The 13,842-nt window shown below is 42.1% G+C and carries 15 protein-coding genes and 1 pseudogene; 5 read left to right on the top strand and 11 right to left on the bottom strand.

The genetic code is table 11. The features are described from left to right. Positions 1 to 259 (top strand): zinc ribbon domain-containing protein (locus tag A1232T_RS10605; protein WP_143513933.1); only part of this gene is annotated, 259 nt, incomplete at its 5' end. A 70-nt stretch (positions 260 to 329) separates the two neighbouring features. Here A1232T_RS10605 and A1232T_RS10615 read toward each other — a convergent pair. The 11 genes from A1232T_RS10615 to A1232T_RS10665 all read right to left on the bottom strand — a co-directional run bounded on the left by A1232T_RS10615 (position 330) and on the right by A1232T_RS10665 (position 10,987). Then, positions 330 to 1,046 (bottom strand): response regulator, encoded by a 717-nt coding sequence (locus tag A1232T_RS10615; protein ID WP_077449385.1) that lies wholly within the window; start codon positions 1,044 to 1,046, stop codon positions 330 to 332. Positions 1,047 to 1,272: 226 nt separating this feature from the next. Then, positions 1,273 to 1,689 (bottom strand): F0F1 ATP synthase subunit epsilon, encoded by a 417-nt coding sequence (locus A1232T_RS10620; RefSeq protein WP_077449386.1) that lies wholly within the window; start codon positions 1,687 to 1,689, stop codon positions 1,273 to 1,275. Between the two features lie 151 nt (positions 1,690 to 1,840). Next, a complete protein-coding gene (atpD, locus tag A1232T_RS10625; protein WP_077449387.1) occupies positions 1,841 to 3,268 on the bottom strand; it encodes a F0F1 ATP synthase subunit beta in 1,428 nt (475 codons plus the stop codon). Positions 3,269 to 3,307: 39 nt separating this feature from the next. Next, positions 3,308 to 4,186 (bottom strand): F0F1 ATP synthase subunit gamma, encoded by an 879-nt coding sequence (gene atpG / locus A1232T_RS10630; protein ID WP_077449388.1) that lies wholly within the window; start codon positions 4,184 to 4,186, stop codon positions 3,308 to 3,310. A gap of 94 nt (positions 4,187 to 4,280) precedes the next feature. After that, positions 4,281 to 5,825 carry a F0F1 ATP synthase subunit alpha gene (gene atpA, locus A1232T_RS10635; protein ID WP_077449389.1) on the bottom strand — a complete coding sequence of 515 codons (1,545 nt, stop codon included), beginning with the start codon at positions 5,823 to 5,825 and terminating at the stop codon, positions 4,281 to 4,283. Positions 5,826 to 5,995: 170 nt separating this feature from the next. After that, the gene (locus A1232T_RS10640) at positions 5,996 to 6,574 is read right to left on the bottom strand and encodes a F0F1 ATP synthase subunit delta (RefSeq protein WP_077449390.1); all 579 of its coding nucleotides are present in this window, start codon (positions 6,572 to 6,574) and stop codon (positions 5,996 to 5,998) included. Positions 6,575 to 6,778: 204 nt separating this feature from the next. Beyond that, complete coding sequence (locus A1232T_RS10645) at positions 6,779 to 7,249, bottom strand: F0F1 ATP synthase subunit B (protein ID WP_077449391.1); 471 nt, start codon at positions 7,247 to 7,249, stop codon at positions 6,779 to 6,781. 105 nt (positions 7,250 to 7,354) lie between these two features. After that, positions 7,355 to 7,600, bottom strand: coding sequence for a F0F1 ATP synthase subunit C (gene atpE, locus A1232T_RS10650; protein WP_077449392.1), 246 nt, complete (start codon positions 7,598 to 7,600; stop codon positions 7,355 to 7,357). A gap of 45 nt (positions 7,601 to 7,645) precedes the next feature. Further along, positions 7,646 to 8,512: a F0F1 ATP synthase subunit A gene (gene atpB / locus A1232T_RS10655; RefSeq protein WP_077449393.1), complete on the bottom strand. Its 867-nt coding sequence runs from the start codon at positions 8,510 to 8,512 to the stop codon at positions 7,646 to 7,648. A 668-nt stretch (positions 8,513 to 9,180) separates the two neighbouring features. Next, on the bottom strand, positions 9,181 to 9,615 hold the full coding sequence (locus A1232T_RS10660; protein ID WP_077449394.1) for an ATP synthase subunit I: 435 nt from the start codon (positions 9,613 to 9,615) through the stop codon (positions 9,181 to 9,183). A 322-nt stretch (positions 9,616 to 9,937) separates the two neighbouring features. Next, entirely contained in the window at positions 9,938 to 10,987 is a 1,050-nt protein-coding gene (locus tag A1232T_RS10665; RefSeq protein ID WP_244152457.1) for a metal ABC transporter solute-binding protein, Zn/Mn family, read from the bottom strand. 138 nt (positions 10,988 to 11,125) lie between these two features. Here A1232T_RS10665 and A1232T_RS10670 point away from each other — a divergent pair, with 138 nt between their 5' ends. From A1232T_RS10670 to A1232T_RS10685, 4 genes and pseudogenes are all read left to right on the top strand, one after another. Further along, positions 11,126 to 11,704, top strand: a complete 579-nt coding sequence (locus A1232T_RS10670) for a Fur family transcriptional regulator (RefSeq protein WP_077449395.1) — start codon at positions 11,126 to 11,128, stop codon at positions 11,702 to 11,704. Between the two features lie 69 nt (positions 11,705 to 11,773). Continuing rightward, entirely contained in the window at positions 11,774 to 12,634 is an 861-nt protein-coding gene (locus tag A1232T_RS10675) for a metal ABC transporter ATP-binding protein (RefSeq protein WP_077449398.1), read from the top strand. Between the two features lie 99 nt (positions 12,635 to 12,733). Then, complete coding sequence (locus A1232T_RS10680; protein ID WP_077449396.1) at positions 12,734 to 13,528, top strand: metal ABC transporter permease; 795 nt, start codon at positions 12,734 to 12,736, stop codon at positions 13,526 to 13,528. A 105-nt stretch (positions 13,529 to 13,633) separates the two neighbouring features. After that, positions 13,634 to 13,842, top strand: a pseudogene (locus A1232T_RS10685) (transposase); the annotation flags it as partial.

Below are 13,842 nucleotides of genomic sequence, written 5' to 3' on the forward strand. Positions count from 1 at the left end.
TGAACTTAAACGACAACTGGAATATAAATGCAAGCATGCAGGTTGTCAGTTTGAGATCGTAAATGAGAGTTACACTACCCAGACCTGCTCGTGCTGCCATAAAATAAGTGACAGTAGTCCAAAAGGTAGAGCAGGTTTGCGAATAAGAGGATGGACTTGTGCTGAGTGTGGCACATGGCATGATAGAGATATCAATGCTGCTAAGAATATCCTTGCGGTCGGGCTTGACCGTCTAGCTGTAGGAATCCCCTCGGTTTAGCGAGGGGAGGAAGTCAATAGCCACTCATACTATGGCTTACTAATCAAAGCTTTACGTCTAAAAAGGTGGCTTAGTTGCCCTCTTTTACGAATAGGTAGCCTTTACTACGTACGGTTTTAATACGTTTCGGATTTTCTGGATCATCGCCAATTTTTGGACGAATACGTGAAATACGCACGTCGATTGAACGGTCTTGTCCATCATATTCGATACCGCGTAGACGCTCAAAGATATCTTCACGAGATAAAATACGACCGGCATTAGAAGCCAATAACCATAATAAGTCATATTCAGCACTGGTGAAATCAACCAATTCACCATTTAACGTTACTGAACGGCCGCCATTATCAATAACCAACTCACCAAACTCTAAACGCTGTGGTACTTCTTCAGAAGGGGTGTTTTCAGAGCGACGTAATAAGGCACGGATACGAGCCAATAGTACGCGTGGCTGTGCAGGCTTAGCAACATAGTCATCCGCACCCATTTCCAAACCCAATACCTGGTCCATATCTTCAGTACGGGCAGTAAGCATTAAAATTGGGCTATGGTAATGAGGACGTACTTCACGACATACGGTTAGACCATCACTGCCTGGTAACATCACATCAAGAACGACTAAATCTGGCTGTTCATTGATGATACGACGAATGGCACGGTTACCATCAGTTTCAATAGCCACATCCATGCCATTTTTTACCAAGTAATCTTGGGTTAACATGGCCAGACGTTCATCATCTTCAACGATTAAAATTCGTGGAGTTTGTTCTTCTTCATTTGTAGACATTATTATTTCCTCAAAAAATGAAACCTTAATCAGGGTCTTCTCAACGTATTCAAGTTAGATATTAATAGACCATTACAAGTCTTAGTATATATACATTAATCCATAATGTAATTAGTAATATACGTAATATTAGCACATAAAAAAACAGCCTAGTATAGGCTGTTTGATTATTTTTATAAGCAGTTAACACTTACTCAACAGTTGACGCTAGTTGGCGTAGATTACCTTACGCACGGTTACGATATTTTCTAATCGTTTGTAGCTGTGCAACAGACTCTGCTAGTGAGGCTAATGCAGCGTTTGTCTGTAGAGTTTCAGACTGGTTGACAAGCATCTGTTCTGCTTGTTTACGAGCTTCAATAATTTTCGCTTCGTCTAAGTCATCTGCACGTACTGCAGTATCGGCAAGTACAGTAACTAACTTAGGCTGAACTTCAAGAACCCCACCAGAAACATAAATCACTTCTTCGCTACCATCAGGTAGTTGGATTCTCATTGAGCCCGGCTTTAATAGTGTGATAAGCGGGGTGTGACCAGCTAGGATACCCACTTCACCTTCACTACCCGTCGCAATTAACATACTGATCTCACCAGCATATATCTCTTCACGAGCACTAACTACTCGGCACTGTAAGGTTGCCATGCGACTCTCCGTTATAAACTCATTAACTTGCTAATTAATATTAACATCAAACTTTGATAGCTGATAATTTAATATCTCGGTAAGCAAGACATAGTCTAACTTAGCTATGCCCTGCTTATCTACGACTATCTAATTAAGCTCAGCTATTTAATTAAGCTGCAGACTTCATTTTTTCAGCTTTTGCTACCACTTCATCGATGCTACCAGCCATGTAGAATGCTTGTTCTGGTAGGTCATCGTACTTACCGTCTAAGATATCACGGAAGCTTGAGATGGTGTCACGTAGTGATACGTATTTACCAGGTGCACCGGTGAATACTTCAGCAACGTGGAATGGCTGTGATAAGAAGCGCTGGATCTTACGAGCGCGGTATACAACCATCTTATCTTCTTCTGAAAGCTCATCCATACCTAGAATCGCGATGATGTCTTTAAGTTCTTTATAGCGCTGTAGAACTTCCTGAACACCACGAGCAACGTTATAGTGCTCTTCACCGATAACTAGAGGGTCTAGCTGACGTGACGTTGAGTCTAGTGGGTCAATCGCAGGGTAAATACCTTGTGAAGCGATATCACGGCTTAGTACAACTGTCGCGTCTAAGTGAGCGAACGTAGTAGCTGGTGATGGATCCGTTAAGTCATCCGCAGGTACGTATACCGCTTGGATAGAAGTAATAGAACCCGTCTGAGTTGAAGTAATACGCTCTTGTAGTACACCCATCTCTTCAGCTAGTGTTGGCTGATAACCTACTGCTGATGGCATACGACCTAGAAGTGCTGATACTTCAGTACCGGCTAGCGTGTAGCGGTAGATGTTATCAACGAATAATAGAACGTCTTTACCTTTACCGTTTTCATCTTTTTGATCACGGAAGTATTCAGCCATAGTTAGGCCAGTTAGAGCAACACGTAAACGGTTACCTGGTGGCTCATTCATCTGACCGTAAACCATCGCAACTTTAGAGTTGGTGAAGTTTTCTACGTCAACAACGCCCGCTTCTTGCATCTCGTGGTAGAAGTCGTTACCTTCACGAGTACGCTCACCCACACCAGCGAATACTGATAAACCTGAGTGCTTAAGAGCGATGTTGTTAATCAATTCCATCATGTTTACGGTTTTACCAACACCGGCACCACCGAACAGACCAACTTTACCACCTTTAGCGAACGGGCAAAGTAAGTCAATTACTTTAATACCAGTTTCTAATAGGTCAGTACTGTTAGCTTGCTCATCATATGATGGCGCTTGACGGTGGATTGACCACTTGTCTTCAGAATTAACTGGACCTTGTTCGTCAATTGGACGACCTAAAACGTCCATAATACGACCTAGAGTCGCATCACCAACTGGAACTGTGATTGGGGCACCAGTGTTTGTTACTGGTAAACCACGCTTAAGACCTTCAGTAGATCCCATTGCAATAGTACGAACCACACCGTCACCCAGCTGCTGCTGAACTTCTAAAGTGGTTTCAGTACCATCTACGACTAACGCGTCATATACTTGAGGCACGTCAGTGCGGTTAAACTCGACGTCAATAACTGCGCCAATAATCTGTACTATACGACCGCTACTCATGGCGTTCTCCTTGAACTTCTAAAAATATAGGTATGTCAATTAGGAAACAGCAGCAGCACCGCCGACAATTTCCGAAATTTCTCGGGTAATTGCCGCTTGACGCAGCTTGTTATAAACTAACTGTAAATCATTAATTAGGTCACCAGCATTATCAGTAGCTGCTTTCATGGCTACCATGCGTGCTGATTGCTCTGAAGCAATGTTTTCCATGACCGCTTGATATACGATAGACTCGATATAACGGCCAAGCAAACCATCGATAAGTGTCTTAGCATCAGGCTCGTAGATATAGTCCCAGTTGATTTCCGTACGGATGCCTGAATCAGTATCAATAGCATCTGCAGGTAATGGAACCAACTGACTAACCATTGGCTTTTGTGTCATCGCGTTTACAAACTTGTTATAAACTAAATAAATGCGATCTAAGTGACCTTTGGCATAATCATCAAGCATGGCTTGAACCGGAGCATTTAACTGCTCAAAAGTAGGATTATCACCATAGTCAGTGACTGCTGAAGTTACTTTGCCGCCAAAACTCTTGAAAAAGCTAACGCCTTTAGAGCCGATTACAGCAAACTCAGCTTGCACAGACTGGTCTTGAAATTCTTGAACATGATGCATCAATTGCTTGAACAAGTTGATGTTCAATCCACCTGCCAATCCACGGTCAGAAGTCACTAAGATATAGCCTACACGATTTACCTGACGGCTAGTCATATAAGGGTGCTTATAGTCTGAGGAAGCGTTTACTAGGTGTGATACCACACGACGCATATTCTCAGAATAAGGACGGCCCACTTCCATACGCTCTTGAGCACGGCGCATTTTACTGGCGGCTACCATCTGCATTGCACGCGTAATCTTCTGCGTACTCTTAATGCTAGTAACCTTAGCACGAATTTCTTTTAAACTTGCCATAACATTTCCAATTCGGCGGGGTTTAAATGAGGATTAATCTATTACACACAGTTCAAATAGTGCGATTAGCTTCACTAATCGCACCTTTTATTATTTAGAATGTGTGGTTTTGTAGGAACGTTTCAACTGAAGCTTTTAAACGGCCTGCAATATCATCATTATAGTTTGCAGTGTCGTTAATTTCTTTCATAAGATCAGCTTGTTCGTCATACATGTAACGTAGGTAAGCTTCTTCCCAGGCGCCGATTTTTTCAACTGGGATATCAGCCAAGTAGCCTTCGTTCGAAGCATAGATAACCGCGGCTTGTTCAGCAACTGACATAGGAGCATACTGCTTCTGTTTCATCAGTTCAGTTACACGCTCACCGTGTTCTAGCTGTTGCTTAGTAGCATCATCTAGGTCAGAGGCGAACTGAGCAAACGCTGCCAATTCACGATACTGAGCCAATGCAGTACGGATACCACCTGATAGCTTTTTGATAATCTTAGTCTGAGCAGCACCACCAACACGTGATACTGAAATACCAGCGTTAACCGCAGGACGAATACCTGAGTTAAATAGGCTTGATTCTAAGAAGATCTGACCATCAGTAATAGAAATTACGTTGGTTGGTACGAATGCAGATACGTCACCCGCTTGAGTTTCAATAATAGGTAGAGCAGTTAAAGAACCCGTCTGACCTTTTACTTCACCTTTTGTGAACTCTTCAACATAATCAGCGTTTACACGTGATGCACGCTCTAGTAGGCGTGAGTGAAGATAGAAAACGTCACCTGGGTAAGCTTCACGACCTGGTGGACGACGTAATAGTAGTGAAATCTGACGATACGCTACTGCTTGTTTTGATAAGTCATCATATACGATTAGCGCGTCTTCACCGCGGTCACGGAAGTACTCACCCATTGTACAACCAGAGTATGGAGCGATGTACTGAAGTGCTGCAGGCTCAGAAGCTGATGCCACAACAACCGTTGTGTATTCTAATGCGCCAGTTTCTTCAAGCTTACGTACCACGTTAGCAATAGTAGAACGCTTCTGACCAATGGCTACGTACACACACTTAATGCCAGAATCTTTCTGAGCAATAATAGCGTCAATAGCTAAAGCTGTTTTACCAGTCTGACGGTCACCAATGATAAGCTCACGCTGACCACGACCGATTGGAATCATAGTATCAACTGCTTTATAACCTGTCATTACTGGCTCATCAACTGATTGACGAGCGATAACGCCTGGAGCAATTTTTTCTACTTTGTCAGTAAGTTGAGCGTTGATAGGACCTTTACCATCGATAGGGTTACCTAAAGCATCAACTACGCGACCTAATAATTCAGGACCTACTGGTACTTCTAAAATACGGCCTGTGCAGTAAGCTTTTTGACCTTCTTGAAGACCTAGGTAATCACCCAAAACAACCGCGCCTACGGAGTCTTGTTCAAGGTTCAATGCCATACCATAGACATCGCCTTCAAACTCAATCATCTCACCGTACATTGCATCTTCAAGACCATGAATCTGTACAATACCATCAGATACTTTGACAATAGTGCCTTCATTCTTAGCGGTTGCACCTGTATCAAGGTCTTGAATTCGCTGCTTAATCAGTTGACTGATTTCTGCTGGATTCAATTGTTGCATTGCCTTGTTTCCTTTAATTTGTGATTGCCTGCTTACTCGCCGGATATAAAGCTTAAAATCTTCGAAAAATGTGTTGAAGATAAAATATAAATTAAGCTTTTAATGATAATTTATTTTGATTACAGGTTAACTAATAAGCAACATCAACTATCATTATTATTATTAATGCGTTAAGCAGTTAGCTGTGTTTTTAACTGTTTTAATTTTCCACGCACCGAGTCATCAACAAGCTTGTCGCCAATTTTAATGGTGGCACCCGCTAATAAACTAGGATCTACATCTTCATGAAGAATCACAGATGCATTTAGTGATTGCTCTAATCGACTTTGAATCATAGTACGTTGTGCGTCGTCTAACGGATAGGCAGACGTTACGTATACGTTGACTTGCTTGAGTGCTTTAGCGCGATGTAAACGATATTGCTCTAATACCTGTGGTAATAGGCTCAAACGCTCTTGTTCGGCAAGTTGATGCACAAAGTTTTTGATGGGTGTTGTTGCTACTGGTAGTTGATTAGACGACTGCCCCTGGGTAGAGGTTGCGTGTTCATCATAAACGCTGATTAATGCTTCAGCTTTTTGGTCAGCAGTAACAGCGGGGTTATCTAGCATTTGCACAAAGGCAGAATCACCGACCACGCTACTTGCGATCAACAAGAAATCTTCCCACTCACCAATGACTGAGTTTTCATGCGCATAATCAAATGCTGCCTTGGCATAGGGTCTCGCTAGTGTAGATAATTCAGCCATTATGTCCTCTTAGCCACATATTTTATGAAAAACTTTATATAAAACAAACCAGGTATAAGAAGTTGATTGGAGGTAAAGAGCCCTACTATCGCTGGTCTATAAAACCATAATTACTGCTAAAGCAGTTCATTATAAGATTCTATAAAGCTGAAGCTGAGTCACTTCAGCTCATCAACAATAGATATTAAGACTTAAATTTACCAATTAAAGCTTAGCTGCCAACTCTTCTAACATCTTGGCATGCTGTTGCGCATCAACTTTGTCTTTTAGAATTTGTTCAGCACCTAGTACTGCAAGCTCAGACACTTGACTGCGTAAACCTTCACGTGCTTGATTGATCTCAAGATCGATTGACTCACGGGCTTGCTGACGAATACGTTCGCCTTCAACTTCTGCCTGTGCTTTTGCTTCTTCGATAAGCTGGTTAGCGCTTTTATTTGCTTGTTCAATCAGCGCAGCAGCTTTAACTTTAGCTGTTGCAAGCTCTTGCTCAACTGATTGTTCAGCATTTGCTAAGTCCGACTTTGCCTTTTCAGCGGCATTAAGACCTTCAGCAATCTTCTGCTGACGCTCTTCAATGGCACCCATTAAAGCAGGCCAAATAAACTTCATGCAAAATAAAACAAATATTGCAAACGCTATGGACTGACCGATTAGGGTTAGATTAATATTCACACGATCACCTCTTTATTAATAAAAATCAGTATCATTGACCATTCGATATCTGATATAGCATTCCAAATAATTGCGAATGGTCAACAGGGGTCACTGATGTTTAAATTAAGCTAGAGGGTTAGCGAATAATAATAACATCGCAATACCAACACCAATCATTGGTACCGCATCTAGAAGACCGGCTACAATGAACATGCGAGTTTGCAATTGTGAGCCTAATTCTGGCTGACGTGCAACACTTTCTAGGAATTTACCGCCTAGTAATGCGAAGCCGATACCTGTAGCTAGCGCGCCTGCGCCGATTAGCATTGCTACTGCGATAACTGTGTAACCACCTAATACTGGATCCATTGATGTATCCTCATTTACCTATTGATTGATGAAAAATCTAACTAATTAATGTTCAGTTTGTGATGCTAGTGATAAGTAGATTATCGTCAACATCATAAAGATGAACGCCTGAAGGGTAATAATTAAAATATGGAAAATTGCCCAAGGTACTGATAATGCCCACTGAATCCAGAAAGGTAACAAGGCAATCAATACGAACACCAACTCACCTGCGTACATGTTACCAAATAAACGCAAACCAAGTGATACAGGTTTTGCAATTAAGGTAACCAACTCTAGGATTAAGTTGACTGGGAATAATAAAATCTTAGCGATTGGGTTTGAAGCACTGAACGGATGCATGGTTAGTTCACTAATGAAACCACCGATGCCCTTCTCTTTAATGCTATAACCAATGATTAAGAAGAATACCGAGAACGACATACCTAGTGTAGCGTTGGGATCTGTTGTCGATACAATCTTAAAGTAAACATGATGTGGATCATGACCCATAGCAGCACCAATTTTTTGTGCCAGTACTGGGATATAGTCGATGGGCATTAAGTCCATCAAGTTCATTAAGAAGATCCACACGAAAATTGTTAACGCTAAAGGTGCGATTAATTTTGATGTACCGTTGTAAGAGTCACGGACGTTTGTGTCCACAAACTCAACAATCATCTCAATTGCAGACTGTAACTTGCCTGGTACCCCAGCAGTCGCACGCTTTGCTACGAACCAAAATAAGGCACAAAATATAATACCAAGTCCAAATGACCAAAGCATAGTATCCAAATGAATGGCATTGAAGCCCATTCGACCTGCTTCTTCAGCAGTATGGGCAACTTTCCAGCCTTCACCTGGCAAATAGCCAAAGGTCCAGTTGGTTAAATGGTGTGCAATATAATCAGACGAGGATATTTCAGCTGCCATAATCTAAGCTTCTTATAAGTTTGTGTTAACCATTAATTTATTTAGCAAAACAAAAAATACATTGTTACTGAACACTTTACTATTTCTCTATCTATACTTTGCTAATTGACCTCTTCTCCTCTTTAAAGCAAGGAGATTTCTTCTGCAAGACGTTCAAGCCCGAACGCAAACCTAAGATATGGCAATTGCCTGAACGACACACCGTACACCTTAGGCTCTTACTCTAATCTAGTCCTACCGTTAGGATTGTCAATGATGCGAACTAGATTAGGGGGGTGTTTGGATCGTCCTCCCAGCTAAATTATTGCGTACGCGCAACTTAATCTTAATTTAACTGTTTATTGTAGGACAATAAATTTTGTGCTCAATTATTTCTGCCCTTATATTAATGCAGTGAGATATAAGTGTAAAGAAAACGTTTATTCTTTTTAACACAACCTTTCTGCATTCTTACAAAATTAGAAATTTACTAAATTTTACATAAAACTTGCCGCGTATCATACACTGATTTACTAGCTTTGTAACAAAACTGATTACAATTCTCTGTTTCGATACTGCCGCAATTTTTTAAAATCTTATTATTGCACTGATATGAAATCTGAAAAACACGGCTAGACTTCATAGTAATTAAATAGTCGTTAGCTGCTGTGGTTACGTTGCACGCTATTTTAACTATTTTTTCGAATCTGCCAGAGGCTTATAAAGTGTCCTATTTGCATTGCAATAAATCCAAATATGACTGCGCCGGCAGAAATAGGGTGTATGGTGATAAATACTAGGGCAAAGCCTAACATAACCACAAACCACTTAATGATCTGACCCAGATAGAGCTGGCTTACGATGGCCTGTCTGGCTTGTGCTCCGGTATATCGGAAAGCGAACCAAGCAAAGACACCCTGAGCAAACCAATTAATAAAAGCACCTAGTGCCACCCCTTTTGGGATGAGTAGGTTGCTTTTAAACAAAGTCATCTCTAATAGCCAGGCTATAACGATAATGATTAATAGACTACTCGACCTAAGCCGGGCTTGTCGTCTTAACTGAACTCGTTGTAGCTCTTTACGTTCTGACGCTCGTAGTGGCGTATTGGAATGAGTGGTCATGACTTTTCTATAACACAAAACGCCGACTATTATAATGAGGGCTTATGGGTAAAGCAAGAAAAAAACATTCTTTTGTCAAATACTTTTTTTATGCATGTCTGTAAGCAACGGTTATCAACTGTTTGAGATATATTTAATAAGGTAATATCTCCCAAAAGCATAGCCCTACCCTAGCTAATGAGTACAACTACGAACTAGAGGCTCAAGATAACAAGAGCTTGGCGCGTTGTCTACCTGATATGCACTCTTAACTAGGCAGGGAGATTGTAACTTAATTTTTAACGATCCGTGAGTCTATTTGACACTGGTTAGTCAGTTTTTTTTAAATACAATTGTTAATATCTTTCGCCAAAGCTGTCCACCCTGAAATAAAATCTTTTGCATCACTCATGTCTTCTTGCTGTATCGTGCTATTCACCGGTTTTAATTTAGGCAATGCCCCTTTATTGCTATCAGACTGAAGTACCATACACATAGTAGGTTGTGGACGGGTCTTATTTAACCAGTGAAACTGACTGGCCTTAGGGGGAAGATGATGGTCAATGGTCAACGCACCCGCCAGTTTTAAGTTCAAGGCAGACTCAATATAGCCAAAAGCGTCATGGTAGGCCCAGTAGGGTCGACTGGTTTGGCTATTTACCTGAACCTGAGCGACTGCCTCATCCATCTGTTTGGCAAATTTCTGCACATTAGCGGCATAAACTGCTTTATATTGAGGGTTAGCTCGACTATAAAGAGAGCCTAGAGCACGGGTAATGGCTTTTGCATTATCTGGGTCTAGCCAAAGATGCGGATCTAAGGTGCCTTCAATAGCCTCTCCTTTTACATCACGTAGCGGCAAACGGTTGAACGCATTAAACTTAAATAGACTAATATTATTGGGACTTTTGCCCACAGAATTGGCTAAGTTTGATTCTAATTGACTGCCAAACCAAACCACATAACGACTGTCTTTGACTGTTTTCATATCACTTGGACTTAGGCTGCCATGATGCCCCACATCCCCTGGCTGTAATAACAGCTTGCCCGAGGGCGCTCTTTTAGTCACAGCTTCACTGAGCAAAAATAGAGGATAATTACTAATCGCAATTTCTGTCTTGCTTCGAATGTGTTCGGGAATCACTGTCATTCTGGGTTGTGACTTATCCGCATAGCCCTGAGTCTGGGTCTGGGTGTAATGGTGAGCATGATGGCCGTCATGAGCATGACTGCCCTGATTGTGATGGGCATGATCATGATGAGCCTGTTTATGATGATGGTCTTCAGCACTGGCTAAAGCGGCAGCCATCATTAGGATAGAGGCCGCTATACCCCCTGAAAATAGACGTTTGAAAGACATAATGTTAGAAGGGTTATGCTTAACTATGGACATAGTATTCTCAGTTGATGAAATAAAACAAAACTTTCTTAAAGAAAGATACAAAAATATTGATAGTAGATATGTTATACTATAACAATACAAATATTAAGACTTTATATAAAAAAATAACACCTAAATTTGAGGCCATCTATGATTGATGCTGCAAAATCCCCCACCACTTATCAGAGTCCGCCTTGTGAGCATCAGGGTGCCCACTCACATGACGTCCATGATTTAAGCTCTGAAGATATTAGTCAGCGTCTACAGACTGCTGAGCAAATCTGTGCAGCCAAACAAGCGAGATTTACTCCTTTACGACGTACGGTGTATCAGCTCATTTTAGAATCAGAGAAGCCCCTAGGCGCTTATGATTTAATTCAAAGTTTGCAGCAAGACCGCGAAAAGCAAGTCGGAGATAAGGCGAAAATGGTGGCTCCCCCAACCATCTATCGTACTTTAGAGTTTTTATTAGAATTTGGCTTTATCCATCAGCTAACATCAATTAATGCGTTTGTGCCTTGCTGTCACCCTCGCGATGAACACAATGCTGTTTTTTTATTGTGCAATGACTGTCAGCGAGTTCAGGAGTTTAGTGGATTGCCAGTGCAAGAAATTGTCGGCTATGTCAAAAATGAGGTGGGATTTAAAGTTGAGCAAAGCGTGATGGAGCTAAAAGGTCTATGCCAAACCTGCTCACCTGTTCCTTCTAATCTCTCAGAGGACGCTTAACTGATGCCCTTATCCAATCAAACTTCCTCTAAGCAGACCACTGAAGTTGATACCCAATCAACACCGCTGATGACTCTGGATAATGTCGGCTTTGAAGTCAGCGCCCGTGGTCTAAGCAAGTCTGATCAGGCTAGCTTGGCAAATGAAAGCTTACCTGCCAAAAACGAGCGGTCAGGCTCTAGACTTAGCGGCTGGCTTAGTGGTGCTCGTTCGGCAAAGACTACTGACAAAAACTCAGCAGACTCTCAATCTAGAGTGCTATTAAGCGACATCAGCCTGCAGATTCTACCGCGTGAAAAAATCAGCGTTATCGGTCCCAATGGTGCGGGGAAATCGACATTGATGAAACTTATCTTAGGGTTAATCCAGCCCACCTCAGGTCAGATTCACCGTCATTCCAATCTGCAGCTGGGTTATGTGCCACAAAAGTTCAGTGTGCCAGCTATTTTACCGCTGCGGGTGCAAGATCTGTTGGCTCAAACTGAAAAAAGACTGACCCCAAGTGAGCAAGAGTTTTTATATCAGCGCCTATCGGTCACTCCGTTATTAAAAAAGCAAGTTATTCATCTTTCAGGCGGTGAGACCCAGCGTATTTTGTTGGCCCGTTCATTGCTATCAAAACCTAATTTGCTGATTTTGGATGAGCCGATGCAAGGTTTAGACCCTGAGAGTGAGCGCTGGCTGTATGAGTTTATTGACGATTTGCCAGAATTTTTGCAATGCGCCATGGTGGTTGTCTCCCATGATTTACACTGGGTGATGCGAGGCAGTCGCCGAGTCATTTGCTTAAACAAGCACATCTGCTGCGAAGGCCAGCCAAGCGACCTTGGTGTGTCACAAGAATTCAAAAATCTTTTTGGTCATCAGTACGAGCAGCCTTATATTCATAAGCCGCACGACTGTCAGCACCATGGTCCGCATGTCCATTAATAAGCTGGCCTATGAAACCTATCTGTACTTTAAAACCAGCTTTTGCTTTGAAAACTATAACCCTCTTAAAATAACAAACTTTAGTGGAATACCGCTCGTATGCTAATTGAATGGCTCGATATCATAGCCCCCGCTTGGATTGCTGGCAGTTTGTTGGCGTTATTATCTGCCCCTCTAGGCTGCCTAGTCCTGTGGCGCCGAATGTCCTTTTTTGCTGATGCTCTAGCACACGGTACGTTATTCGGTGTGGCCCTAGCTGCCTTATGGCAACTGCCCTTCGCCATTGGTATTGCTTTGGTGAGTGTGATGGTGGTCATCGGCCTGATGTGGTTAGAAGATGAGCGCTTGCCTAGCGATGCCATATTGGCCGTGGTCTCGGTGTCTATGCTGTGTCTGGGTCTATTAACATTGACCCATTTAACCCAAATGCAGGCCAATGTTTTGGGTTACTTATTTGGTAATCTTTTGGAAGTAGGTTGGAGTGACTTGCCTGTCTTATCGGTCTGCGTAGCACTGGGTGTCGCATTTTTGATTTATATTTGGCACAAACAAGTGATTTTAGCGACTCACGCTGATTTAGCCGAAGTCTCTGGCATTAACGCCACTCGGCAGCGGTTATTTTTTATGGGAATCTTGGCAGGATTCTGTGCTTTAGCACTTCAAGCCGTCGGTAGTCTATTAATTAGCGGTCTATTGATCTTGCCAGCGCTGACGGCCAGACTTTGGGCTCACTCTCCAAAACAAATGGTTATTTTTGCCGTTATTTTGGCACAGCTTGCGGTAACTGGTGGGGTTTGGGGTAGTGTTCTATTAGATATTCAAACCGGCTTGGCGATTGTGCTGGGCTTAGCCGTGGTGTTTTTTGCAGCTTTTATCGTATCTCGAGCCACTTAATTTATCACCAGTCGCCGTAAAACCACCCACTTCAGGGCATAGGTATCTACACAATTTATCAGTAAGCATAAATTTGATAAAATAGCGCAGTATGGCATAGATAAAATGGAGCTAGATACGAGGCTCATCAAACGATATCAACAACTCGTACACAATCACACTCACCCAAACGGTTATCTACATGCTGGTATGAAAGCAACTATGGATACTAAAAGCAGTTTTGCTCAGACCCAAGCGTTATGGCGATTTGTGCATAATGACAACATCAGCTATCAAGAGCTTAGTAAGCCGTTACTTGAAAACAGCTTACAAGG

The sequence above is a fragment of the Psychrobacter pasteurii genome, from assembly GCF_900162815.1.
Classification (GTDB): domain Bacteria; phylum Pseudomonadota; class Gammaproteobacteria; order Pseudomonadales; family Moraxellaceae; genus Psychrobacter; species Psychrobacter pasteurii.